Origin of the sequence: Dyadobacter sp. BE31 (genome assembly GCF_031457695.1) — a bacterium.
Classification (GTDB): Bacteria; Bacteroidota; Bacteroidia; order Cytophagales; family Spirosomataceae; genus Dyadobacter.
In genome coordinates this window covers 1,302,767-1,327,352 of record NZ_JAVDXA010000001.1, presented here as the reverse complement: position 1 = coordinate 1,327,352, position 24,586 = coordinate 1,302,767, and the positions used below count along the sequence as shown (strand labels likewise).

Sequence of the window (24,586 nt, the reverse complement as noted above, 5' to 3'; positions counted from 1 at the left end):
AATAGCTGGTTTAGTATTAAAACGGGCTTGGTATCCTGACAAGGTCCTGGATAATCTTGCCCTCATGCTCGAATCTTGCGAGTGTATAAACAGTGCCATCCGCACCAACGGCAATGGAGTTCACATAAGTAGGCCGCTCGCCGTCTTCATAAAAGATCGCCCCGTGGTCTTTATATGTATCGGTGGGCAAATGATAGGTAATTAAATGCAAATTTTCCAGCCCGCGCGCTGCGCCTTTGGCGATTTGGTCCTCGCCTTTTACGCGTTTGCCGTCCTGATAAATCGGCCCGCCGGTGAGGTAATAGATCGTTTCACCATCCGGGCCGAGCTGAAAACCGAGGTAACCATAGCTGAACTGATCGAACATGCCGCTTTTGCGTGAAGGTTCGGAAGTAATGCGCTCAACGAGTTCAATTTTTTCCGCCCGAGGATCAAAACGGAAGAGGTAACCCGAATTGCCGTGCACGCCGTAAGCCACCTGCTCTTTGGGATGCCAGAAGATCTTCCGCCAGTTGTAGCACATGCTGCCGGGGCGAGTCGGATCGTATTTGCCGAAATAATCCAGGCGGAGGTCTACGTTTTCGAGTTTGTGCAGGATTTGGGTTTCAGGGTTGTAAGTAAAAATATCGCCATCGGCGGTGGAGAAATACACGTCACCCAGCTCCGCGTCGACGAACAACGACCTGCATAATGAACGGAAATCAGTCCCCGGCGTACCCGCTTCGCCTTTGTGTGAAATGGGGCCGAGGTTTTTCAGGGTATTATTTTCAATATCATAATGGACAAAATTGCCATAAGGCCAGGTGATGCCATACAAATGCCCGCGGTCGCGGTCCATGGTCATGGATACCATTCCCTCGCCGTTCGGAACAATGGCGAGGTCTTTGAATGCGCCTGTTTGAAGGTCATAGGAAAGGAAATGGCCGCCCGGATATAATGCATAACCCTCAGGTGCCTGCTCGGGAAGGCGGTCCATGCCGTCGATGAGCTGGTAGTAGCCTACGTGTGTCGAAAAATAGAGTTTTCCATTTCTTTCATAAAAACGCACATGACTTTTGCCTTGCGGGATAGCTTTCAAATCCTTTTCACCACAAATGTCGGTGAGGTCGCCGAGAAACGTGGTGGCATCGCTGGCCGGATCGTAGACAAACATCTGCCCGCCTATTTCATGGTTATCCGAAGACAGCAGGTAGTAAATCTTCCCATCGCTCGCGGCCGAGAGCGCGTTGTACGTGTCATGCGCACGCGAGAAGCCGGAATAGTAATGTTTGGCGATCAATGGTTTCGGGTCGGTCAGTGGCTCGAAGGCTATGGAATAATCGATACTGTTCACGGGTAGAGGTACACTTTGGGTAAACACTAATTTTTAATAACCTTCGACTCCGGTTTGACGACGCCGGCTTGCTTCGCCAGTTGCACCATTCCGTTCAATATTTCAATCTCCACGTCCGATGCCCAGGTAGCGGGCAGGCCGTACACAATAGCGGCTACTTCGCCCTCATACCCACCCTCGCGCAGGATGGTCGTGCTCGGAATGTAGGTCATCACGTCATTGGAGTAGCCCATCACGAACGTATCCTGGCCGAATATCTTCTTCAAATTAATCGCATAATCCACCATCAGTTCGCCACCGAGGGTCATAATGGCCTGTTCGCCGAGCTTCCATACCTGCAATGGAAAAGGGTAGGAGGTCTGGAACGGCTTTTTCCCGTCGATCTGTGCGATCATTCTTTTCGCCCATTTCTGCTGGTAACCGGTTGTTTTTTCGGCCATAGCCGACAGTTGCTCACGGGTAGGAGCGGTGGTTAATGAGAGGGTTACCTCATTATAGGCTGTCGAAAGCTGCGGTGCCAATGGCTTCATTTCTTCACTCAAAACCCGCTCCACAGCCGCTGCGAGCGTTTTGCCGTACTGAATGGCCAGCGGAACGGTGTGCCGGGGCAATGGATTCTGGTCCGCTCCTGCACCCTGAAAAAACAATGCGGTGGCGCCCGGATACAGTTTTTCCAATTCAATCTGCGCCCAGCCGGGGTAGTCGCCCGACCATTGGTAGCCGTCCAAAACCGTAGGATGGCAGGCATAACCGAATGCAATGGCGATGATTTTACCTTTGGCATCCGAAACTTTCAGCACAGGTACGGCTGCGTCGCCGGGGCCGGTGATTTCCGTTAGTCTTTCCAAGGTCGCCGCGTCGTTATTCCGGCGGTTCACCTGGAAGCGCGTCACGCCGTTTCTGGTTTCGATCGTCGCTGGTTGTAGTGCTTTCAATGCATCGCCGGTCAGCGCTACAATTTGCTCGATGAGCTTGACCGAGTATTGATCAATCTTCTTCTGCTCACTTTCATTAATTGGATAAATATCCGAGAGTGCAGCCCCGAGCACGGGCCCGGAATGCGTGTGTGAACTGTTGAGGATAATCTGTGCTTTGGTCAGTTTATAGCGGTCGTTGATTTTCGCCCGGATCTCGTCGGACATCGCTTTGGGAAAACCCAGCAGATCCGTAGTGATAAGCACCGCCTGCTTGCCATTGGCATCCTGAATAGCCAATGCTTTTGCCCAAATATCGTGCAGCTTGCCCTCCGACGCGTGCGTACGTGCCGCGAAGCCCGCCATCCACATGGGCTCCGCCGGGGTAATCGCTACTTTGGCCACGCCCGCTCTCCATCCCTGCGCGCGGGTGGGGAGGTAGGTTAAAAGCAGTAAAGACAAGGCAATGGCTATCCTCATTTCTGTCCGAGTGTTTTGATCTTATCGACGTTATGATGCACTTTTTCAATGGCCGCGGCAATCGCCTTCATATCGTCCTTTGTGCCGAGGAGCATGTTTTGGGTAAGCCAAACGGCCTCCTCATTACAGATTTGATCGTTCACCGGGCATCTGTTCTGCTCGTTGTATTGGTTAATGTCCAGCATTTCCTTCGGATACATCCTCCGGTAGTTCTCCGATTTAAAGGTTTCACCCAAGAACGGCTGTGTATTCAAAGTCGAATAGCCGCTCATGCAGGGCACGCCTTCCGCCTTCACGGCTTTGATAAAGTTCTCGCGGGAAAGCCCTTTGAATCCGTCCTTATGGTACCTGAACGCAAACAAATGGAAAGCGCCGCGGTTGACCTTGTCGTATAATTTGTAGGGAACAATGCCCGGGATATCCTTAATCAATGATTTCAGATAGGCTGCATTCTCATTACGCGTGGTCGTTTGTGCATCCAGGCGTTTCAGTTGCGCGATGCCGATGGCCGCCTGGTATTCCGAAAACCGCAGCTTGGTACCCGGCATTACGCTGCCGGTACTCACCGAGCCGACAGCCGTTCCATATGGGTTCCCAAAATTGTGATACGAATAGCACAAGTCCATAAAATGCTCGTCGTTGCTCACAATAGCTCCTCCTTCACCAATTGGCAGGTTTTTTGAGTTTTGAAAGCTGAAACAGCCGACATTGCCAATCGTGCCTACCTTCTTTTTATCATATTCAGCCAAATGCGCCTGGCATGCATCCTCGATCACCAGCAGCTTATGCTTTTTGGCAATGGCCATAATGCGGTCCATGTCCACAGGCAAACCCAGCACGTGTACGGCCATGATAGCTTTGGTCCGAGGTGTGATTTTAGCCTCGATTTTCGCAGGATCGATCTGAAACGTTTCTGCATCGATATCCACGAAAACCGGCATTGCGCCATTGGACAAAATCGAGGAAACCGACGCGATAAACGTGTAGGGTGGCACCAAAACTTCGTCACCCGCCCCGATACCCAGCTGGTTGATGGCGATCACGAGTGCATTGGTGCCGTTGACCACCGCAAGACTTCTTTTGACATTCAGAGCTGCCGCCCATTCCTTTTCAAACTGTGTGACCACATTCGCCCTCGACCAAACCCCGCTCCTTACCACTTCCAGCAGCTGTTTTTCGTCCGTCGCCGGGTTCCATTGCGGCCATATCGGCCATTTGTCCTCGGCCCAGGCCTGGGGCCCACCTAATATCGCCGGCACCTGCGCCGACTTGGAGCCGATCACCGGCAGCGCGGCTACCGATGAGGATGCAAGGGCCACACCCAGCCCCGCCAGTGAATTCTGTTTAAGAAACGTTCTTCGCGACAATCGGGAGCTGAATGCTTTCATGGTACAATGGATTAAGGGTTGATTTTGAGGCTTATTTCTTCCTGGCTTTGGCGAGCACACTTTCCAGCGTTACGCTCCTGCCGCCCTGGCGCTTGCTTTCATCGGCTGCTTCCATGAAAGCGAATATTTCAATGGTTTCCTCGGGCGTAACCGGTACCTCACCGGTTTTGAAATACTTGATAATATCGACTAAAAGTGGTTCATAACCGCCGTATGGACCTAAAACTTTGTTGCCGTCTTCGGTGAAAACAGTGCCGCCGTAATCGTGCTTGCCGGTGCGGGTGCCACGGAACGTGCCCGTGCGGCCATCGCCCCAAATGCCCACTACGATGTCCGTATTAGGCGTATTCACGCGGGTTACGCTCTTGCAGCCCGTTCCCATGACCGTGTAAAGCGTCTCCACACCGTGGATGCCGTACCAGAAGAAATCCGGGTGTGTTTTTTCGAGAACGGCCGGGCTATACGTATCTGCGCCGAGGACCTTCTTTTTATCAATACTCTCAATGCCCTTAATGTAACGCAGCGAGGATGCTGTGAAAATGGGGACATTGTATTTTTTAGAAGCCTCGTAGATTTTCAATGTATCCGAAAGCGAAGCGGCGACAGGCTTGTCGATGAACATCCGCTTACCTGCCTTGAAAACTTCCAGTGCCTGTTCCAAATGCAGGCGGCCGTCGTTGGTTTCCAGCAAAATTACGTCGGTTTTACCCAGTAACTCCTTGATCGAACCGACGATCTCCACGCCCATTTTCTTCACTTCCTCAATATAACCGGGAATGCGTTTCACGCTCGATTCGATGTCCTTGCTGCCGTAAGGGTAGGCGGCCACCACCTTATAACCGTCGTAAACGGGGTCTTGCTGTTCGGCATTTAGTGCTTTCGCAAATGCTATGGCATGCGAGGTGTCGAGCCCGATAATCCCGACCCGTTTACCGTCCGCCGGGCTAGTCAATGCGGGCCGCGCCAATGCAGGCAAATGATTCATTAAGCCCAGACCAATACCGGCAGTTGCCGATTGAAAAATAAACTTTCGTCTGTTAAGCGAATGCATAAAACAAAGGGAAAAGAGTTCAGGAATAGCCAGCCCGTTTTTGATTTCGGGTACGTACCCGTAAATATACACACATATTTTAATTTACAAGTATTCGCGGTTATTGTTTACAGGAAATTTTGTGCAGATGTTGATTCTGGTGATTAAATGTTGCCTTTTGGTGTCATGGCAATATTTGATGCGCGCTTGCGCGCTCGTGCAAATCTCATGATTTGTACCAACTATTCGCAGGCCTCCGGCCGGTCGGAGATGCAATATCGTTTTTTCGGTACCGGCCGGCCGGAGGCCTGCGAATAGTTGGCGCGAAGGTCCACCTTCGCGCCATTAGTTCTGATAAAACGCCTGGTTTTCCTTCGTCACAATATCGATCGGCATGAAATGCGTCTTTTCTACCGGAGCGCCCAGGACGAGCGTCTGGTAGAGCGCCATGAGCCCGCGGTAACCCTGCTCTTCGGGCTTATGGCAGATCAGGAAGTCGATGAGCTCCTTGTTCAGGTAGGCGATGTTCTCTTTCAAATAGTCATAACCAATGAGCGAAATGTCGGAACGCTTATTCTTTTCCAGGAATGCCGCAACGGAAAAAACGCGCGAGTTGGTCACGAAAATAGCTTCGATGTCCTCGTGTGTGTGTAATGCGCGCGTAAGGTCGCGGGTGACCGACAGGCTGTCCGTATCTTTGATATCGATCCGGATAATCTCGATCGGCAGGTTACGGTCCTTGAAATAGCTGCGGAAACCCTCCTCGATTTGCAGGTAATTGTAGCTGTCGGTCTCCTTGGAAATGTTCACCACAGCCACTTTGTGCTTCTCTTTCAGTCGGTAAGTCGACAGTTTTGCGCCTACATAACCACTCTGAAACAAATGCGGGCCGATGTAGCAAAGGTTATCCTCGTCGGGCACGTCGGAGTCGATAAACACGAACGGTATTTTTTTCTCCCGGCACGCACGGACGAATTTCCGGGATTCCTCAATGAACGAGGGGGCCAGCAATACGCCTTTGAAATGACCATCCAGAATGGCCGCGGCCTGCTCATTAAATGTCGTGGGATCATTGAGGTCGAAATAGAAAGTACTTACTTGTACACCATATTTTTTGATCTCCGAATCGGCGCGGGAAATGCCTTTCATGGGTGCTTCCCAGAAATCGGTTTCCTTCGAAACGCTCGGAATGAGCACGGCCAGCGAAATGATTTTCTTCGAAGCGAGGCGGCTGGCGAGGATATTCGGCTGGTAGTCGAGCTCCTTGATAATGTCGTTGATCTTCTTCTTGGTCTTTTCCGAAACGCCCGAGCGGTTGTGCAATACGCGATCGACCGTCGCGATGGAGACGTTGGCACGGCGGGCGATTTCCTTCACGCCGTAGTAGGTATTTTCTTTTTCCATCCGGAAAAGGGAGGTTTGGTATCAGTGGTTAGTCCCGCAGGCTCACGTACCTGCGTTGTAAAACCACGAATAAAAGGGTTTTAGATTTTATTTAATGGTTTTCCCTCAAATTTTTGGCAAATACAATCGCGCATTCAATATTTGTATATATAATCTATCAATTAAATATAGTAAAAGAATCGGTTATGGCGCTGAATTACATGGCATTGGCCGTCCCATTGTTCCTCTTGCTGATCGGTATCGAATACTGGGTTTCTAAGCGCCTGGGGCGGCAATTGTTCAATTTCAACAGCTCTATTGCTAATATGAATGTGGGTGTTTTGGAGCGGCTCATCGACATGTTTACGGCCGGGTCGTTCTTCTTTTTTTACGATTACCTCCAAAAAAATTACGGGCTGTTCGAGATCCGCCCCACCTTGTTGGTCTGGATCGCATTGATACTGGCGACCGATTTTGTATGGTACTGGTATCACCGCGCGGGCCATAAGATCAACCTCTTCTGGGGATTTCATGTGGTGCATCATACAAGCGAAGAGTTCAATTATACGGCCGGAACGCGCATTACCATTTTCCAGGCGGTCGTCAGGACGGCCTTTTGGTCGGTGCTGCCGTTGATCGGCTTCCCGGCTCCGATGATCACGACGATGCTCATTGTGCACGGCCTCTATCCGTTTTTCACGCACACGCAGGTGATCGGCAAGCTCGGCATTCTCGAATACATATTGGTAACGCCCTCGCACCACCGCGTGCACCACGCGAGCAATGAGGCATACCTCGACAAGAATTTCGGGGATATGTTCATCATCTGGGACAAGCTTTTCGGCACCTTCGCCGAGGAAAAGGAGCAGCCCGTTTTCGGTCTCACCAAGCAGCTCGATAGTTACAGCTTCCTCTGGCAGCATTTCCATTTCCTGGTGGAGATCTGGTACTCGGCGCAGCAGCAAAAGGGCATTCTGGCGAAACTGAAAGTTATTTTCGGCAGTCCCGAAAATTTCGATCCGGCCGTGCGGCGGATCGTGGAAAGACGGTTTTTGTCCAAAAACAAAGTGCGTGTGCGCTCGCAGAAGTTCAGGCGGTATGTGCTGGTGCAATTTACGGTGACGGTCATCACGCTGTTCTTCCTGCTCCTTTTCGAGCATCAGGAAGAAACATTCCTGCAAGTAATGGTCGCGCTGGTGATATTTGTAACGCTCATCAACTGCGGCGCCATCCTCGAACAGCGCCGTTGGGTATTCTATCTCGAGTTCGCACGCGGTGCATTGATTTTTGTAACGGCCTACCATTACTTCCCGCACCCCACGCTGCTGTTCCTGATCTGGGCCGTACTCATCGGAGGCGTGCTGTACTTTTCGACACTCCAAAAACAATACCTGCAAACAATCTACGGGCGATGAGTAAAATCGATTGGCTTGTATTTTTTACATAAGAAGTGGCAGTAATCCTTGAAAAATGCCCGATTTGGGCATAATAAGTAAACTCAGGTTGCTTGTTGCTGATTCTGTATTTTACTTTGCCTATATGTTTAATAGGATTTATAGTTTATTCTGAACCCATTACCAACCACCAACCTTGGCAGTCGCACCCCGGCGCCATTTTACTAATTACTATGTTCCAAAATCTATCCAGAAACTCTCTCCTGAGCAGAGGCCGGCTACTCGTGGCCTTGCTGCTCTTCGGCCTCAGCGCCGCCGCCCAGAACATTATTGTGAAAGGCACCGTCACGTCCGCTGCCGATAACGGTTCGCTGCCGGGCGTCAATATTGTGATAAAAAATACGCTTACCGGCACGTCAACCGACGCGGATGGCAAGTTTGAGATCAACGCACCGTCGAATGGTACCCTTGTTTTTTCCGGAATCGGGTACGTTACCCAGGAAGTGACTGTGAATGGCCGGGCCACGATCGATATTAAACTGGCTGCGGATACAAAGCAGCTGGAAGAAGTGGTGGTGGTCGGCTATGGTACGCAAAAGCGCAACAGTATGACCAACTCCGTGTCGCAGATCAGCGGCGAAGCCATTACCAAACGGCCGGTATCGAATATCCAGCAGTCGATGCAAGGGCTTATGCCCGGCGTAACAGTGCTGGACCAGGGCGGTTCGCCGGGTAAGTCGAATACCAACATCCGCGTTCGGGGTATCACTACATTTAATATCAACGGAAGCAGCACGAGCGGGTATGATTTAGGTAAAAACGATGCGCTCGTGATCGTGGATGGTATTGAGCAGCGCCTGAGCGACATTAACCCGGACGATATCGAGTCGGTTTCGGTTTTGAAAGATGCTTCCTCAACCGCCATTTACGGTTCCCGCGCGACGAACGGCGTTATCCTTGTTACCACCAAACGTGCCAAAGGAGGCAAAGTGCAAGTGGATTATAACGGTTACTACGCCATTCAGAAGTCGAATAATGTGCCTAAAATGATGGGAATCGAGGCATACATGCGCGAGCAGGTAGCTGCGTACACGAATGCAGGCCTGGCGGTTCCGGCGCGTTTTACGGAGGAGTCCATTCAGGCATACGTGCACGCGACCGACCGCGAGAAGTACCCGATGCCCAACACCTGGTTTGAAACCATGCTCCGTTCTGCGCCGCAGCAGAACCACACCATTTCGGTAGCGGGTGGCACGGAAGTGATCCGGACGCGTTTGAGCGCCCGTTTCCAGGACCAGCAAGGTGTCATTGCAGGTTATTCCAATAAAATAGGCGAGTTCCGCCTCAATACCGACTACACGGTTTCGAAACGTTTACGCGTGAGCGGTGATATCAACTACCGTTACGCCCGCGCATTGAACCCGACGCTGAACAATTCCGGTCCAAATCCTCCGCAACCTTTGAACAACTTCTTCCACGGTACATTGTGGGCGGTACCCAAATATCCGGATGGCACGTACGGATTGAGTACGCAGGGTAACAATCCTTTGATGTTCAATGAAATCGGCGGACAGTCGCGGCAGGTGACCGATTACCTGGCGGGTTATGTCAAGGCGGAATTTGACATTGCCGAGGGGCTGACGTTTTCCACGCAAATCGCGGGCCGGGGCACATTCACGAATCAGAAGAACTACACCAACGCCTACACCAATACCGATAAGAACACGAATATCACAAAAACAGTGGCGATCAACTCGCTAACCGAAGTCCGCAATACATTACGTGAATACACGATCAACAATTTGCTGACTTATGAAAAGAGCTTTGGTAGCCATGGTTTGAAAGCATTGGTGGGTTACTCGCAAATCGGGAATACGCAGACTTTCCTGTCGGCCTACCGCGAGCGGTTCTATAATAATGATATTGGGTCTATCGGGCAAGGTGCGAACGATGGTACCAAAAGCAATTCCGGTAATGATGCCGAATATGGCCTGCGTTCGTATTTCGGTCGTGTGAATTACGATTATAAAGAGAAATACCTTTTTGAAGCGAATGGCCGTTATGACGGTTCTTCCAAATTCACAGGTCCCAAGCAATACAGCTTTTTCCCTTCTTTCTCTGCGGGGTGGCGCATTTCGAAGGAGAACTTCTGGCAGGGATTGGAAAAGACGGTCAATGACCTGAAACTCCGTGGCTCGTGGGGGATTACCGGAAACCAGTCGGTGGACTTGTACAGCTACTACTCCGCATTGACCGCCCTGGGTTACAGCTTCGGAGGCACGCCCGTGCAAGGCTACCGCCCTACAACATTGGCTAACACCAATCTCGGCTGGGAATCGACCACCCAACTTGACCTGGGTATCGACGCGACGTTCCTGAATAAACGGTTGACATTCACCGCAGATTATTACCGCAAGCTTACCGACGATATTCTCCTGAACCTCGATATTCCCGCGACGATCGGTCTGAAAGCGCCGCCGCAGAATGCAGGATCCGTTGAAAACAAGGGTTGGGAGTTTAGTCTGAATTACCGTGGCGCTGCGAGTACTTCCGGCTTCCGTTACACGCTCGGCGGGAATTTGAGTATTAATGAAAACAAAGTCGTGGATCTGAAAGGTACCGGCCCGTATATTACAGGTTCGGATATCGACCCCCGCTATATCATTGCCAAAGGGTTGCCGATCAACACGCTGTGGGGTTACCAGACCGACGGTTTGTTCCAGACCCAGCAGGAAATTACCGAGTACAAGGCCACTTATGCGGCCAACACCAAGCCCGGCGACGTGAAATACGTCGATCGTAACGGGGATAAGAAGATCAATGCCGATGATATGACGGCGATTGGTAACTCGTTCCCGAAATACACCTTCGGCTTGAATGGCGACTTCTCGTACAAGGGTTTCGACCTGAGTATTCTCTTCCAGGGCGCGGCGAAGGTGGATGCGCGCCTCGCGGGTGCATTGGCCGAAATGGGGAACCAGGAAGGGTTCACCCACGAGATTTACACCAACAATTACTGGACACCCGAAAACCCCGGCGCCCGCTTCCCGCGCCCAACGAAGTTCGATCTCCGCAATGTGGCTACTTCCGACCGTCTGGTAATCGATGGCTCGTACTTACGCCTGAAAAACGTGCAGCTGGCCTACAACATTCCGGCCGAAATCGTGAGCAAACTGCGTGTGAGCCGCATCCGCGTGTACACATCGGCTACCAATTTGCTCACATTCTCGAAACTGAATGAATGGAACCTCGACCCCGAAGTTCCCTCCGGCCGTGCGGTGTATTTCCCGCAAACAGCCTTGTACACATTTGGGTTGAACCTCTCATTCTGACCGCATTGATTTTATGAAAACAAATACATTCAAACATACCATTTACGCAGGTATCGCTGTGCTCACGCTTGGACTTGCTTCCTGCGACTCCGGCCTGCTGGAAACCGTTCCTAATGACCGCCTTTCCGAAGATTTATTCTGGAAAACCGAAAACGACGCTAAACTGGCCGTTAACTCACTCTACACCGATCTGGACAGCACTACGGCCGTAACCTGGGACGGTATTACCGATCTGGCGCATACCAACCAGAGCTTCAACGTGGCCGCTTACATCGAGGCGGGGAGTTACGATGCGACGAGTTCGGTGATTTACGACGAATGGAAACGGGCCTACCGAGGCATTCGCGGCGTGAATTATTTCCTCGAAAATGTCGATAAAGTGCCGAGTACCAATGCCGCATTGATTAACCAGCTGAAAGGCGAAGCGAAGGCATTGCGTGCCTACCATTATCTGAAACTGGCAGGTTTGTTCGGTCCGGTGCCGCTGGTGACGTCTTCGATCAGTATCGATGAGGGCAGGACATTGGTGAACACGCCGGTGGAGGAAATCTGGAATTTTGTAGAGAAAGAACTGACCGAAGCTGCGGCGCTTTTGCCGACGACCTATGGCGCCGCCGACAAAGGCCGGTTTACCAAAGGTGCTGCATTGGGCTTGCTCGCACGTGCGGACCTGTACGCAGGGCGTTACCAGAAAGCCGCCGATGCCGCTGACCAGGTGATCAAGCTCGGGGTGTATGGTTTGTATGATTCCTATGAAAAGCTATACAGCTATGCCGCGGAGAATAACAAGGAAGTGCTTCTGGATAAACAGTATTTGAAAGATGTGTATCAAAACAATGTCTTCAACCTGCTCGCGCCATACAGCCAGAAGAATGCGCAGAGTACCTATGTACCGACAAAGGCTTTGGTGGATACCTATGAAACACTCGAAGGCAAGAAAATCACCGATCCTTCGAGCGGGTATGATCCGGCTAAGCCTTATGCCAATCGTGATCCGCGTCTGAAATTCTCGGTCTTTCTTGAAGGCGACGCGTTGCCGAGCGGCATTACCTTCCAGCCCCGGCCGACGAGCACCACCGCGGACGCGATCGGAAGTACTTACATTGCCTCTACGACTGGTTTTAACATTAAAAAGTATATCAATACCGAAGATTTCGCCAACCCGACCAACAGTGGTATCAACATTATCCTGCTGCGCTACGCCGAAGTATTGCTGACTTACGCGGAGGCAAAGATCGAATTGGGGCAAACCGACGCAACCGTACTGGCGGCCATTAACCAGGTTAGAAATGGCCGTACGGATGTGAAACAGCCTTCGGTAACGGCTACCACGCAAGCCGCATTGCGGGACATCGTGCGCCGCGAGCGGACCGTGGAGTTGGCATTTGAAGGGCAGCGGTTGTATGATATCCGCCGCTGGAAAATTGGTGAGCAGGTGATGAACGGGCCGGTGTTCGGCATCACTTATCCGGATGCTACGGGTAAACTGGTTACGGTGCAAGCCGCATCCTCCGATCGCGTTTTCGATGCGGGCAGGCATTACCTCTGGCCCATGCCGCAAAAAGAGCGTGATTTGAATCCGAATCTAAAACAAAATCCGAACTGGTAGTTAATTTTGGGCGATATGGCACCAAGCTCCTGCTTGGTGCCTACTATTATCCAGCCTCAGGCTGGCGGACGCAATTCCGGCCAGAGGCCTGCAAATAGTAAGCACCAGGCAAGAGCCTGGCGCCAGTTTTACCTAAAACCACCTTAAAAACATGCTTAGAGTACTTTCTCTGCTGCTGGTATCAATGGGCTTATGCCTGCTGATGGCCTTTCAATCCGAAAAACCGGCAGCAAAAACACCCAACATCGTTCTCTTTTTCATCGACGATCTCGGTTACGGCGACTTGTCCGTGAATGGCGCATTGGGCTATAAAACGCCCAACCTCGACAAAATGGCCACAGAAGGGACGCGTTTCACCAACTTCATGGCCGCTCAGGCTGTGTGCAGTGCTTCCCGTGCCGCTCTGCTTACTGGTTGTTATCCCAACCGCCTGGGTATTTCAGGAGCATTCGGACCCAATGCTGGTGTGGGCCTCAATCCCAAAGAAGAGACTATTGCCGAACTCGTAAAGGCGCAGGGCTATGCGACGGGTATTTTCGGCAAATGGCACCTGGGCAGCGATCAGGAGTTTTTGCCTTTGCAGCAGGGCTTCGATGAATATTATGGCGTGCCCTATTCGCACGACATGTGGCCGCTGCACCCGTGGCAGGAGCGAGCCAAGTACCCGCCGCTGCACTGGATAGAGGGAAACAAGCCGGTGAAGGAGATCAAGAGCCTCGAAGACGCCAGCGAACTGACGCCGGTGATTACCGAAAAGGCAATCTCATTTATTAAAAGAAACAAAAACAAGCCTTTCTTCCTGTATGTGCCGCACCCGCTTCCGCACGTACCTTTGGCTGCTTCGGCAAAGTTCCGGGGTAAAAGTCAACGAGGTATTTTTGGGGATGTGATGATGGAGCTTGACTGGTCGGTAGGAGAGATCATGAAGGAGCTCAAAGCGCAGGGATTGGATAACAATACCCTCGTAATTTTCACTAGCGACAATGGTCCGTGGCTTAACTACGGTGACCATGCCGGTTCTGCGGGGGGCTTCCGCGAAGGCAAAGGAACCTCTTTCGAAGGCGGCCAACGCGAGCCATGCATTATGCGCTGGCCGGGCGTAATTCCCGCAGGAAGGGTTTCCAACAAACTCCTTTCGACGCTCGATGTTCTGCCTACCATCGCCAAACTGACCGGCGCGAAGTTGCCGAAGGAGAAAATAGACGGATACGATTTCACCGCGTTGCTCAAAGGCGACGAAAGTCAGACGCCGCGTGAAAGTTTCCTCTATTATTATCGTAAAAACAACCTCGAAGCCGTTCGCAAAGGCGATTGGAAACTTGTTTTCGCCCACCCGGGACGTACCTATGAAGGTTCATTGCCAGGCAAAAACGGTCAGCCGGGTCCTGCGCCGGAGGATCATCAGTTCCCGAAAGCGCTCTACAATCTTGCACGCGACCCAAGCGAGCGCTACGATGTGCTGGAACAAAACCCGGAAATCGTAGCCGAACTCGAAAAAATCGCCGACGCGGCGCGTGACGATATGGGGGACGACTTGCAGCAAAAGACGGGTAAAAACGTTCGGGAGATAGGACGTACCGTTAAAAAATAAGGATTGGATTTCAGGAGTACTTGTCTTAAATTTACTTAACATGTAAATTCAAATCATGGGTACTCCTGCCATTTCTCAAAAGGATTTCGATGCTCTGAAAGAGGAAAACGAATTGCTTAAAAGGCAATTGGAAGCCTTGCACGGTAAGGAATTTAGGGATAAACCGGAATGGGTACATCGATCGTTTCAGGAATCCTCCAACGCATCAAAACTTAAATTGAAAAGAGGCTCAGGCAAAAGCATTATATCTCGCGTTCCCAATAATTTTACGGATGAACTAACAGATTTTAATGCGCTTGAATGAGAATACTACTTGATACCCATATTCTTCTATGGTTGACTTCTGGCTGCTCACAGATGATTGTAAATTCGACAGCTACCCGGTGAAATTGCTCAAATAGATAAAGATTAACCGTCAAAAAAACACAAATTCTTTTAAGTGCATTTGGTTGTTTGAATGAATTATCCTTACTTTGTCTATCAAACAAGTAGATTATATCAGGCTCCCGCTTCGCAATATTCAGAACGTATCTGCTTTCCGATACCCTAAGAGACAGTCCAGGCTCGACTTGCCGGAATTTTCGGTGGTTGTCAATTCATGCCAGTCGTCCGGGCTGTCGTAGGGTATCGGGAACAAAGATACACCGCAATTTACAAATCTGGTTACCACTGCCGAAACACGCTGTTCTCCCCAATTTTAAAGGCGTCGCCCACGTTGAATTCAAGTAATCCAAGGGTTGCAATGTCTTTCTGAAGTGTATTAATCTACTCCACAATGAAAAAGTATTGTTTTCTGGTTTCCCTCCTTGCTACATCGTTCTTTTGCCACCATTCCCAAGCCCAGGCGCCAAAACCGGCGCGCCCTAATATCGTATTCATCCTGGCCGACGACCTCGGCTATGGTGATGTAGGTTTCAATGGACAAAAGCTCATTAAGACACCCAATATCGATCGCCTCGCAAGGGAGGGAATGATCTTTAACCAGTTTTATGCGGGGACCTCTGTATGCGCACCCTCGCGGTCGTCGCTCCTGACAGGCCAGCACACGGGGCATACGTATATCCGGGGGAACAAAAGCGTCGAACCGGAAGGGCAGCAACCGATTGCCGACTCTGTTGTTACAATTGCAGAAGTTCTAAAAAAGTCGGGATATGTGACGGCGGCCTTCGGGAAATGGGGCTTAGGGCCCGTCGGCTCGGAAGGCGATCCGAACAAGCAAGGTTTCGACCGTTTTTACGGGTACAATTGCCAAAGCCTGGCGCACCGTTATTATCCGGAGCATCTTTGGGATAACAGCAAGAAAATACTTTTGGAAGGAAACAAAGGACTGATCAACAACAAAGATTACGCTCCCGACCTGATCCAGAAAAAGGCGCTCAGCTTTGTAGATGCGCAAGATGGCAAGCAGCCTTTCTTCTTGTTTTTACCTTATATTCTTCCACATGCCGAGTTGATGGTGCCGGATGATAGCCTGTTCAGATATTACAAGGGTAAGTTTGAAGAAAAGCCGTACAGAGGGGCTGATTATGGCCCTGGCGCGACAGATGGCGGATATGCGTCACAGGAATTCCCCCATGCTACCTTTGCGGCAATGGTGGCGCGTCTCGATTTGTACGTCGGGCAGGTTGTGAACAAATTGAAGGAAAAAGGTCTCGACAAGAACACGCTGATCATTTTCACAAGTGATAATGGACCACATGTAGAAGGTGGTGCTGATCCGAACTTCTTTAACAGCAGTGCGGGTTTCCGGGGTGTGAAACGGGATCTGTATGAAGGTGGTATCCGCGAGCCGTTTGCAGCCCGCTGGCCGGCGGTTATCAAGCCGGGCTCGAAAAGCGATTACATCGGTGCATTCTGGGATGTACTGCCCACCTTCGCCGAGTTGGCAAATGCTTCCGCACCCCGTAACATCGACGGCATTTCATTTACCGATGCATTGAGAGGCAAGCCTACCCAGAAAAAACATGATTACCTGTATTGGGAATTTCATGAGCAAGGTGGCCGGCAGGCGGTGCGGCAGGGCAATTGGAAGGCCGTCAGGTTGAAAGCGGCTGGTAATCCCGATGCGCTGGTAGAGCTCTACGATCTTTCAAAAGACCCGCAGGAAAAAACCAACCTGACCCCGCAATTCCCCGAAAAAGCCAAGGAGCTCGGCCAGATCATGAACCGGGCGCACGTATCGTCAGCCATTTTCCCGTTCGGGAGTTTGGCGACTAACTAAGCAAAGAAGCCCTGACCATATGCCAATGATCAGGGCTTCTTTGTTCTGAAAGGCTTTTCAAATCAACCCCAATCCCGCGGCCAGCTTGATCAGTGAAGCGGTGTTCGATACTTCGAATTTGATCAGCAGGTTCTGCCGATGACTGTTCACAGTGGTAACGCTAATAAACAGCTGCTCTGCGATTTGTGGGTTGGTGAGTCCTTCGGCAATCAGTACCAGCACTTCTTTTTCGCGCCTGGTGAGAAACGGTACTGTTTTAGGCGCTGTGGCCGGGGTTACCTGGTCGAATTGGACATTCATAAAATAGCCCCCTGCCTGCACTTGCGCGATGGCTTCGAGGATATCTTCCTTCCCCGAGCTTTTGATCAGATACCCCGATGCGCCGTTCTGGATCATACGCGACACATAGGCGCGCTCGTTGAATGTGCTCAACGCAAGTGTTTTTACCTCCGGAAATTGGTCTTTTACCTTTTTGCAAAGGTCGATGCCGCTGATGTCCGGCAGGTTGATATCGAGAAATGCAATGTCGACTTCGTTGCTTTTCAGGAATGCGATGGCATCAATGGCGTTGGTCGCCGTTCCGACAACCTGCACTTCTTCCACGTCGGCAAGCAGTGATTTCAATCCTTCCAATACCAGCGGGTGATCGTCCACGATGAGGATTCTGACACTCATAATTTCTTTTTATTTTAGGTTAAAGCCATTTCTGGCATTGCTATCAGTCATTAAAGCACAATTTCAACCAGTACCGATGTGCCTTCGCCGGGTTTCGACTGGATGTCGAGCGTGCCGTTCAGGTAATCCACGCGGGCCTGTACGTTGCGAAGCCCGGCACCTTTGTTCTGTTCGAGGTTTTTAATGTCAAAACCTTTGCCATTGTCTTCCACAGTTACGCTCACATGGTTTTCGACCCAGGTAAGCTGCACCTGCGCTTCACTGGCGTCGGCGTATTTGAGCACGTTGTTGAGCAACTCCTGGATGATCCGGTAAAGAACAACCTCCACTTGGGAGTCGAGGCGCTTGTCGTCGAAACCGAAGGCCTGCATGTGTACTTTCAATCTGCCCGAGGCGCTGATGCCCTCGCAAAAGTCGCTCAGCGCGTCGATTAATCCGAACCGTACAAGCGATTCGGGCATCATACTGTGGGCTACGCGGCGCATTTCGCTGATTGCGCCGTCCAATTGGGTTAGGGCCCTGGTAAACGTCATGGCGCTTTCTTCGGGCAGGATTACATTTCCTTTCACTGAGTTCAGAGTTAGTTTGATGCCTGATAATAGTCCGCCCAGACCGTCGTGCAGGTCGCGGGCTACGCGGGTGCGTTCTTCTTCCTGTCCTTTCAAAATAGAATTGGTGGCTACCAATTGTTTTTCCTGCTGCAATTGCAGCACTTCCTGCTCGGCCACGCGTCTGCGGAATGCAATGTTCCTGTAAACCAATATTGCGATTATGAGCAATCCGACAAGCCCGGCGACAAGGCCGTAAATCAGCGTGTTACGCGTTTGCTTCTCTTTTTCGAGCGTAACGATCTGGTTCTCCTTCTGGGCCGTCAGGTATTTCGTGTCAAGCTCCTGTAATTGTTTTTGAATATCGATTCCCTGAATGGAGTCGTTCAGGATCGAGTATTTCATCAGGTAGTCGTAAGCGCCTTTGTAGTTGTTCTGGCGGGCAAGGTCGGTTGCGTAATCTTCGTAAAGCTCCACCAAATGGTCGGTCATATTGTTGGCCTCCGCGATGGTGAGTGCTTCCTTGGTGTATTTGGCCGACAGATCGATTTTTTTGGCATCCTCAGCGAGGAACATCAGCGCTCTCAGGCAGTCGAGTTCCAGAAACACATTACCCGATTTCCGTGCAAGGTCAAGTCCTTTCTGGCCGTAGATCCAAGCCTCATCCAGGTTTTTGAGCAGCCGGTTGGTGCGGCAAAGTCCTGCATAGGCTTGCGTGATGAAAATGTCCGAATGAATTTTTTCAGCCACTACCAGCCCTTCTTTGAAATGGGCGAGCGCCTCATCGTATTTTTTGAGATTGAAATAACAACCGCCGATATTGGTCAGGATATCGGTCAGTTGCAAGCTGTCCTTCATCGGCCGGGCAAGCTGTAATGCTTTTTGCTTGTAAACCACCGACTTATTGAAAAGATTGGCATGCTCGAAAGCTGTACCGATACTGATATAAAGCCGGGGCAGAAACTCCTTCATCCCCAACTTATCAAACTGACTGGCCGATTGCTGGTAGTATTTGATCGCTTCGGTGAAATTGCCCATGTAAGTGTAACTGGCAGCAATATTGGCATAGCTCTTGCCGATATTCACCTGGTGCTTCATCCTTTTGGCTATTTCAAGGCTCTCACGGTTCAATTTCAACCCTTCCTCGAATTTTCCCTGCAAATTGAGAATATAGGTATAGTTTGAACGGAATTTAAACCGGCCGATATCGTAGTTCAACTGTTCGCTGAGAGCATCCGCTTTCAGGTAATATTTAGCGGCGCTGTCGAGGTTCTGGTTTTCGAGATATTGCCCGTACTCAATATACGCGAGCACGCGGTTGGTATCCTGCTTGCTGGTCTGAATGCGTTTCAGAATCGCCTTCGGATCGGGGCTCTGAGCAAGCGCAGGGATGCATAAAAAGACTATAAAAAGTGTTCGTAAATATAATTTCATCGGACCCGGAGAGTAGAATGGATGGGAAAATTACGGTGGCAAAAGTCTGAAATAAAACCTTTTAATAATATCCTATAAACATATGATTTTCGAAAAATCATGCTTTTATAGGATTGATCTGCGGCTTCCGGACAGGCTACCTTTGTCATGTCGAAAGGCAAAAATTATCTCATCCATTATCCATTTTCAAATCAAATACAGCCATGAAAAAAATTGCATTCCTGAAAAACATTTTCGCTCTGTTGTTGCTTAGCACATTGATGTTCGCTTGTGAAGACAAGGATAAAGACGTATCCCCGGAATTAAGCACAAAAGTGGCAGGGACTTATAAAGTGACCAAGTTGACAGTGGATGGCGATGACTATCCGCTTGAAGTTGCCAAGGCGAGCATCACAATCCAGCTCGATAAATTCTCCGCGGAAGTTGTGACGGGAAAAATGAAAGTGACCCTTGACGGTGACCGCGAACCGGATGAGGATCTCGGAACTTTGAACCTGAAAAATGCCGGCAGCACAGGCATCGATATTTACGAAAACACCGAGAAAGTAGGGAACCTGAAAGATGATAAACTGAATATTTTCGTGGTGTTCGAAGGCCAGGAGGTTGAGATGATCGCGACAAAGCAATAAGCATTACCAACACAGAATACCCTTGATTACAATTACAGCCATGAAAAATAAAATCATCCCCTTTTTCCTCTATGCGTTTTGCATTGCGTTCCTGAACTTCACTTTCAGCGATGAGTTCGAAGAATATGGAATTAGTCAGAAGGATATTCAGAATCGCCTCTGGAACGTTTTGCAGGCCCCTTCGGTAAGTGTGCCGTATTTAGGGAGTTCCGTGAAGTCGGCGTGCCGCTCGCTGGCACCCGAAGCGCAGGCGACGGCCATTAAGAAAGCCGGTACTTTTGTGAAGACCTATTTCAATTCAGAGGATTTTCAGAAACGATACACCGACGCGATCGCGAAAAAGTACCCGAAACTGGAAACGACCGTGAGCGAGCAGCGCAAAGCGGAAATCAGGGCGAACCGTTTGAAAGGCGTACAAGGGTTGCAGGCGAAGGATATGGAGCCGGTGGTGGATATTCAGATCCAGTCTGCGGAGACTTTCGTGGGTATGGAAAGCATGCTCAGCAGCATTCCGGCCGATCAACGGGCGGATTTCAAGAAGCAGATCGAGGACGGGAAGCGTAATGCTGCGTTCTTCAAGAAGATCAAACCGCTTTTGAAAACCAATATGGAGGAATTTAAAAAGCAATATGCCGAGTACCTGGCGGCAGACGAGATCAGGCAGTCGGAGCAGACGCTGGCGCGCAACGCGAAAAGCAATGCCGATGAGTACGAGAAGCTGAAAGACCCGAAAAAGGTACTCACTGCACGGCTCACCGACTTCCTGAACCAGAGCAAAGCCGTGGATTTCGCAGCGCAGACGAAAGAAATGAACGGTCGGAAAAAGTTTGTGAATGCGGCCTACGAGGGGAAAAGCGATGTGTGGAAGTTCTGCTACCGGATGGGCTCGACGCCGACAAACACTGCCCGTGCATTTGCGCAGCAGTGGCTTGCAGAGTTGAAATAAATTGGTTTATATAAGGATGTACAGAGAGGTGCTATTGGCTCCTTTTCTGTCTGATCCGTGGCCGGCAGCGCGTTACTGTCGCCACGGATTTTTTTATTTTCAAGAAAATTAGGCGAAGCTATTGCATTTTAAAAAACATTAAACTTACTTTGTCTATCAAATAAGTATACTATTAAAAAGCAAAGCTCCTGAACCACCCTGAGCTGAGTATTAATCCAGGCATCTTAGATATGAGCGCGGTTAATTTACTTTGTAAGGCCCCATTGAGGGTAGGTAGGAGGGGCACCTTCATGCTTTGTTTTCATTCCCATTGCTGTTGTTGAAACGGCGATCCATCCCTGACATTTATCGGAAATATCCCGCCTGACAGTCATGGCTGATCATCTGAAATTTTCGGTGGTTGGCGATTTCAGTTGCCGGCTGTGCTGTCCCGGGGTATTTCCGGTCCATATTATTTGCTGCGTTTATACTAAACCGGTACTACTACACTACTTGTTATATGTTCACATTCTCAGACGTGGTGCTGCTCGCGAGGAAGATCGCCGTCGGCATACTGCTCACATTAATTCCTTTTGTACTGATCGCCGGAGGCATTTGGCTGGCGTGGAAATTCTTTATCTGATCGCTCATTTCACCATAAAAATTTAATCACGCATGAAAGTGGATAATGCATTGGCCCGGAAGATTACCCGCGACGGCCTGATCAGCGTGGTGCTGTACCTCGCGCCTATCGTTTTGATGTTTGCCAGCTTCCAGGTATTCGGCTATCGGCCTTGGGAGGGCAGTAACGAGTTTCCTTTCAAAGCCCCCGCATTCATCGAGGCGGTATTCAAAAACCTGAGCAGCTGGGGATTGCCGGTGATCGTGCTCGTGCTGGGTGCGATCGAGTTTGCGGCCGGCTTGTATGAAAACAAATGGACCAAGAATGAAAGGATTCTGGATATTGTCTGCTTTGTAGTTCCCAAGCTCATTATCCGGCCATTTGTTGCCTATTTCGGATTGAAATTCCTGCCGCTGGTCTTGCCCGACGCGAAAAATGCTTTCGAATGGGTTCCCTTCTGGTGGGCATTCCTGATTATCGCTGTGGCGGATGACCTCACGCAATACTGGTACCACCGCTTGCATCACCAGGTGCCCTGGCTTTGGCGTTTTCACCGCACGCACCACTCCGCCAATTACATGGGAATGGCTATGGCGAGCAGGCAGAATGTGATTTACACGTTGTTTTTCTCACAAACCTACCTTACCATTGCACTTACTTACCTGGGCCTGGGCTATGCGGCCTTGTTTGTGAAAGTGATCAAATCGTTTATCACTACCGGCGCGCATTCGAGCATTCCCTGGGACAAACCTTTCTACGAAATCAAATGGCTGAAACCGATCGGCTGGGTATTGGAAAGGCTGATTTCCACTCCGGCCACACACCATGCACACCACGCCGACACGACCGACGATGGGATAGGCTATTACAAAGGCAACTTCGGTAATATGTTCTTCCTCTGGGATATCATCTTCGGGACCGGCATCATTACCCGCAAGTACCCGTCGTCGTACGGGATCAAGCATTACCAGGAAGAAGAATGGTATGCCCAGTTTCTGTGGCCCATTTTGAAGTCCAAAAAAGAGGGTAGCGAGCTATCGCACAACGGTCCGGTAGTGGGCGACGCCGTGCCGGATACGCCGGAGCCTATTACGCTTCAACCTGATACCACGAATGTCGCAGTCGCTTAAAATTCCAAGATGACCATTGGCTAGACCGGTGGTCATCTTTTTTGTGTATTAATCTTCGAATTGAAAGGTTTATTTTCCCTATTAGTAGAGTCGTCAGCCTTAGGATAATAAAGTCATACCATTGGAGAATCGGATTTGAGCGGCGGGTTTGAACAAACAGATATTCGCCTTTTCCCATCTTAAAACTTCATCAATATGACGAATTTCAATTCTTTGGTGTCGACGATTCAAGAAACCAACTTCACCCTCCAACAAAGTGCCTCAAAAGCCATTAACCGGTACTTGACGATTCGCAATTGGTTAATAGGCTTTCACATCGTGGAGTTTGAGCAAAATGGGGAAGACCGCGCTAAGTACGGGCAGCGGTTGGTCGACGATCTGGCCGATGCATTGAACATCGCCGGCCTCAGCGGTAGAAATTTAAAATTGTTCAGGCAATTCTATCTAACCTATCCTCAAATTGTGCAGACGCTGTCTGCACAATTGGGAAGCCTTGGAATGGCGGAATGGAACCTATTACCCGTGAGAATTAAAGCCATTAACGGTGACGTTGAAAGCAGAAGCTTCAATTTTATTGATCCGGAAATGCTGCTTTCTCGCCTGTCATTCTCACACCTTACTTTATTGCTCCCCTTGCGCGAACCCGAAAAGCGGGCATTCTACGAACGACAATGCATCAAAACTAATTGGAGCGTAGCCGAACTGAAAAGGCAAATCAATACCCTTTATTACGAACGTTCAGGTATTAGCCTCGATCCGGAAGCGTTGGCTCGGAGTGTGGAGGAGCACGCAGAGCGCCCCTGCGTCACCGATATTATCAAATCCCCCTTCACTTTCGAGTTCCTTGGTTTGAAAGCCAAGAATGTAGTCTACGAAAACGATCTGGAACAAGCCCTTGTTGATAACCTGGAAGCGTTCCTGATCGAATTGGGCCATGGTTTTTGCTTTGAAGCCAAGCAGAAGCGGATCATCATCGGGGATGAATACTTTTTTGTCGATCTCGTATTCTACCACCGTATTTTGAAATGCCATGTTTTAATCGAGCTGAAAACCAATGAGGTCAGGCATGAGCATATAGGTCAGCTCAAAACTTACATTAACTACTACAAGAAAGAAATAATGGCCCGGGACGATAACCCGCCAGTGGGACTACTGCTGGTAACGGATCAGAACCGGGCGCTGGTTGAATATGCGGTTGCGGACAGCGATATGCAGCTGTTTGTAAGTAAATATGTCGTGAATCTTCCCAGTAAGGAACAATTGCAGGACTTTATTCAGCATGAACTGGCGCAAATGCAATGTTAACCAATGCGTTTGTAGACAGTCTCGGTAGCTTTGTCTTCCTGGCCTTCCGGCGAGATATTGTAAGCAGTGATGATTAAGGTATCGGGGTCTGTAAGTTCGGCAACGGTGCGCCAGTTCCAGGGGGCGGGGTATTCTGGGACGCTGTATTGTCCCAGGACTGAAAAGCCATTCCCGGTAGGAGTGCCGTTGGAGAGCATCATGCCCGTACCCATATGAAAACTATCGATCCAGAATGCCTGTGCGTTGCTATTAGGAATGTCGAAACCATAAACGGCAATGCCCTGGAATGGTTTGCCGTTGAGGCTGCCCTCGTATTCGTGCAGGAGGAAGCTGCCGCCGAGGATGGCTTTGATGGTGCCTTTCATTTCGGATTCGTCGGCGAGGACGTCGGGCTCGAACCAGGTTTTCGTAGTGCCCTGCCAGTTGCCCGTTAACGCTTGCAGTTGACGATGCACCCCAGCTTCCAGTGATGTTTCAAATTTACTTTTGCTCATAAGGATTCAGATTTAGCTTGCCACAAAAGGTATCCGAGCGCGTTGGTGCAAATTCGTGTCTTTGCAGCAAATTATTGTTAATATAATCACTCAAAATTTGATAAAAATGAGACGGAAAACAACTGCTTAAAATGCCAATTGAGAGGGGG

Annotated in this window: 19 protein-coding genes; 11 read left to right on the top strand and 8 right to left on the bottom strand. The window is 50.1% G+C overall.

The genetic code is table 11. The annotated features are described in order from the left end of the window. Positions 1-16: 16 nt before the first annotated feature. From J2Y43_RS05475 to J2Y43_RS05455, 5 genes are all read right to left on the bottom strand, one after another. Positions 17-1,333 (bottom strand): hypothetical protein, encoded by a 1,317-nt coding sequence (locus tag J2Y43_RS05475; RefSeq protein WP_309980887.1) that lies wholly within the window; start codon positions 1,331-1,333, stop codon positions 17-19. 26 nt (positions 1,334-1,359) lie between these two features. Then, positions 1,360-2,727 carry a neutral/alkaline non-lysosomal ceramidase N-terminal domain-containing protein gene (locus J2Y43_RS05470; RefSeq protein ID WP_309980888.1) on the bottom strand — a complete coding sequence of 456 codons (1,368 nt, stop codon included), beginning with the start codon at positions 2,725-2,727 and terminating at the stop codon, positions 1,360-1,362. After that, positions 2,724-4,115 carry a DegT/DnrJ/EryC1/StrS family aminotransferase gene (locus J2Y43_RS05465; protein WP_309980889.1) on the bottom strand — a complete coding sequence of 464 codons (1,392 nt, stop codon included), beginning with the start codon at positions 4,113-4,115 and terminating at the stop codon, positions 2,724-2,726. The genes J2Y43_RS05470 and J2Y43_RS05465 overlap by 4 nt, the downstream gene beginning before the upstream one ends. A gap of 31 nt (positions 4,116-4,146) precedes the next feature. After that, positions 4,147-5,166, bottom strand: a complete 1,020-nt coding sequence (locus tag J2Y43_RS05460; protein ID WP_310226399.1) for a Gfo/Idh/MocA family oxidoreductase — start codon at positions 5,164-5,166, stop codon at positions 4,147-4,149. 324 nt (positions 5,167-5,490) lie between these two features. Then, a complete protein-coding gene (locus J2Y43_RS05455; RefSeq protein ID WP_309980891.1) occupies positions 5,491-6,549 on the bottom strand; it encodes a LacI family DNA-binding transcriptional regulator in 1,059 nt (352 codons plus the stop codon). A gap of 185 nt (positions 6,550-6,734) precedes the next feature. Here J2Y43_RS05455 and J2Y43_RS05450 point away from each other — a divergent pair, with 185 nt between their 5' ends. The 6 genes from J2Y43_RS05450 (at position 6,735) to J2Y43_RS05425 (ending at position 16,675) form a co-directional block, all read left to right on the top strand. After that, positions 6,735-7,943 (top strand): sterol desaturase family protein, encoded by a 1,209-nt coding sequence (locus J2Y43_RS05450; protein WP_309980892.1) that lies wholly within the window; start codon positions 6,735-6,737, stop codon positions 7,941-7,943. Positions 7,944-8,155: 212 nt separating this feature from the next. Next, a complete protein-coding gene (locus J2Y43_RS05445) occupies positions 8,156-11,254 on the top strand; it encodes a TonB-dependent receptor (RefSeq protein WP_309980893.1) in 3,099 nt (1,032 codons plus the stop codon). A gap of 13 nt (positions 11,255-11,267) precedes the next feature. Continuing rightward, on the top strand, positions 11,268-12,863 hold the full coding sequence (locus J2Y43_RS05440) for a RagB/SusD family nutrient uptake outer membrane protein (protein ID WP_309980894.1): 1,596 nt from the start codon (positions 11,268-11,270) through the stop codon (positions 12,861-12,863). 151 nt (positions 12,864-13,014) lie between these two features. After that, positions 13,015-14,454 carry a sulfatase gene (locus J2Y43_RS05435; protein WP_409014388.1) on the top strand — a complete coding sequence of 480 codons (1,440 nt, stop codon included), beginning with the start codon at positions 13,015-13,017 and terminating at the stop codon, positions 14,452-14,454. 55 nt (positions 14,455-14,509) lie between these two features. Then, positions 14,510-14,758, top strand: coding sequence for a hypothetical protein (locus tag J2Y43_RS05430; protein WP_309980895.1), 249 nt, complete (start codon positions 14,510-14,512; stop codon positions 14,756-14,758). 471 nt (positions 14,759-15,229) lie between these two features. Next, positions 15,230-16,675: an arylsulfatase gene (locus tag J2Y43_RS05425; RefSeq protein ID WP_309980896.1), complete on the top strand. Its 1,446-nt coding sequence runs from the start codon at positions 15,230-15,232 to the stop codon at positions 16,673-16,675. 57 nt (positions 16,676-16,732) lie between these two features. On the opposite strand, the gene J2Y43_RS05420 is transcribed toward J2Y43_RS05425, so the two are convergent. Then, positions 16,733-17,350, bottom strand: a complete 618-nt coding sequence (locus tag J2Y43_RS05420; protein ID WP_223402207.1) for a response regulator transcription factor — start codon at positions 17,348-17,350, stop codon at positions 16,733-16,735. 50 nt (positions 17,351-17,400) lie between these two features. Continuing rightward, on the bottom strand, positions 17,401-19,332 hold the full coding sequence (locus J2Y43_RS05415) for a sensor histidine kinase (RefSeq protein WP_309980897.1): 1,932 nt from the start codon (positions 19,330-19,332) through the stop codon (positions 17,401-17,403). A 203-nt stretch (positions 19,333-19,535) separates the two neighbouring features. On the opposite strand from J2Y43_RS05415, the gene J2Y43_RS05410 reads away from it, so the two are divergent. The 5 genes from J2Y43_RS05410 to J2Y43_RS05390 all read left to right on the top strand — a co-directional run bounded on the left by J2Y43_RS05410 (position 19,536) and on the right by J2Y43_RS05390 (position 23,943). Next, on the top strand, positions 19,536-19,961 hold the full coding sequence (locus tag J2Y43_RS05410) for a hypothetical protein (protein ID WP_309980898.1): 426 nt from the start codon (positions 19,536-19,538) through the stop codon (positions 19,959-19,961). Positions 19,962-20,001: 40 nt separating this feature from the next. Then, positions 20,002-20,907, top strand: coding sequence for a hypothetical protein (locus J2Y43_RS05405; protein WP_309980899.1), 906 nt, complete (start codon positions 20,002-20,004; stop codon positions 20,905-20,907). Between the two features lie 499 nt (positions 20,908-21,406). Further along, the gene (locus J2Y43_RS05400; protein WP_262510530.1) at positions 21,407-21,529 is read left to right on the top strand and encodes a hypothetical protein; all 123 of its coding nucleotides are present in this window, start codon (positions 21,407-21,409) and stop codon (positions 21,527-21,529) included. A gap of 32 nt (positions 21,530-21,561) precedes the next feature. Further along, a complete protein-coding gene (locus tag J2Y43_RS05395; RefSeq protein WP_309980900.1) occupies positions 21,562-22,638 on the top strand; it encodes a sterol desaturase family protein in 1,077 nt (358 codons plus the stop codon). A 195-nt stretch (positions 22,639-22,833) separates the two neighbouring features. Then, the gene (locus J2Y43_RS05390; RefSeq protein WP_309980901.1) at positions 22,834-23,943 is read left to right on the top strand and encodes a PDDEXK nuclease domain-containing protein; all 1,110 of its coding nucleotides are present in this window, start codon (positions 22,834-22,836) and stop codon (positions 23,941-23,943) included. Here the strand turns inward: J2Y43_RS05390 and J2Y43_RS05385 are convergent. Then, the gene (locus J2Y43_RS05385; RefSeq protein ID WP_309980902.1) at positions 23,940-24,437 is read right to left on the bottom strand and encodes a DUF1579 domain-containing protein; all 498 of its coding nucleotides are present in this window, start codon (positions 24,435-24,437) and stop codon (positions 23,940-23,942) included. The two genes, J2Y43_RS05390 and J2Y43_RS05385, sit on opposite strands and share 4 nt — an antisense overlap. Between the last annotated feature and the right edge of the window lie 149 nt (positions 24,438-24,586).

Coding starts and splice junctions, on each gene's coding strand:
- J2Y43_RS05470 (WP_309980888.1), bottom strand. CDS start 2,727: ATGAGGATAGCCATTGCCTTGTCTTTACTGCTTTTAACCTACCTCCCC.
- J2Y43_RS05465 (WP_309980889.1), bottom strand. CDS start 4,115: ATGAAAGCATTCAGCTCCCGATTGTCGCGAAGAACGTTTCTTAAACAG.
- J2Y43_RS05460 (WP_310226399.1), bottom strand. CDS start 5,166: ATGCATTCGCTTAACAGACGAAAGTTTATTTTTCAATCGGCAACTGCC.
- J2Y43_RS05455 (WP_309980891.1), bottom strand. CDS start 6,549: ATGGAAAAAGAAAATACCTACTACGGCGTGAAGGAAATCGCCCGCCGT.
- J2Y43_RS05450 (WP_309980892.1), top strand. CDS start 6,735: ATGGCGCTGAATTACATGGCATTGGCCGTCCCATTGTTCCTCTTGCTG.
- J2Y43_RS05445 (WP_309980893.1), top strand. CDS start 8,156: ATGTTCCAAAATCTATCCAGAAACTCTCTCCTGAGCAGAGGCCGGCTA.
- J2Y43_RS05440 (WP_309980894.1), top strand. CDS start 11,268: ATGAAAACAAATACATTCAAACATACCATTTACGCAGGTATCGCTGTG.
- J2Y43_RS05435 (WP_409014388.1), top strand. CDS start 13,015: ATGCTTAGAGTACTTTCTCTGCTGCTGGTATCAATGGGCTTATGCCTG.
- J2Y43_RS05430 (WP_309980895.1), top strand. CDS start 14,510: ATGGGTACTCCTGCCATTTCTCAAAAGGATTTCGATGCTCTGAAAGAG.
- J2Y43_RS05425 (WP_309980896.1), top strand. CDS start 15,230: ATGAAAAAGTATTGTTTTCTGGTTTCCCTCCTTGCTACATCGTTCTTT.
- J2Y43_RS05420 (WP_223402207.1), bottom strand. CDS start 17,350: ATGAGTGTCAGAATCCTCATCGTGGACGATCACCCGCTGGTATTGGAA.
- J2Y43_RS05415 (WP_309980897.1), bottom strand. CDS start 19,332: ATGAAATTATATTTACGAACACTTTTTATAGTCTTTTTATGCATCCCT.
- J2Y43_RS05410 (WP_309980898.1), top strand. CDS start 19,536: ATGAAAAAAATTGCATTCCTGAAAAACATTTTCGCTCTGTTGTTGCTT.
- J2Y43_RS05405 (WP_309980899.1), top strand. CDS start 20,002: ATGAAAAATAAAATCATCCCCTTTTTCCTCTATGCGTTTTGCATTGCG.
- J2Y43_RS05400 (WP_262510530.1), top strand. CDS start 21,407: ATGTTCACATTCTCAGACGTGGTGCTGCTCGCGAGGAAGATCGCCGTC.
- J2Y43_RS05395 (WP_309980900.1), top strand. CDS start 21,562: ATGAAAGTGGATAATGCATTGGCCCGGAAGATTACCCGCGACGGCCTG.
- J2Y43_RS05390 (WP_309980901.1), top strand. CDS start 22,834: ATGACGAATTTCAATTCTTTGGTGTCGACGATTCAAGAAACCAACTTC.
- J2Y43_RS05385 (WP_309980902.1), bottom strand. CDS start 24,437: ATGAGCAAAAGTAAATTTGAAACATCACTGGAAGCTGGGGTGCATCGT.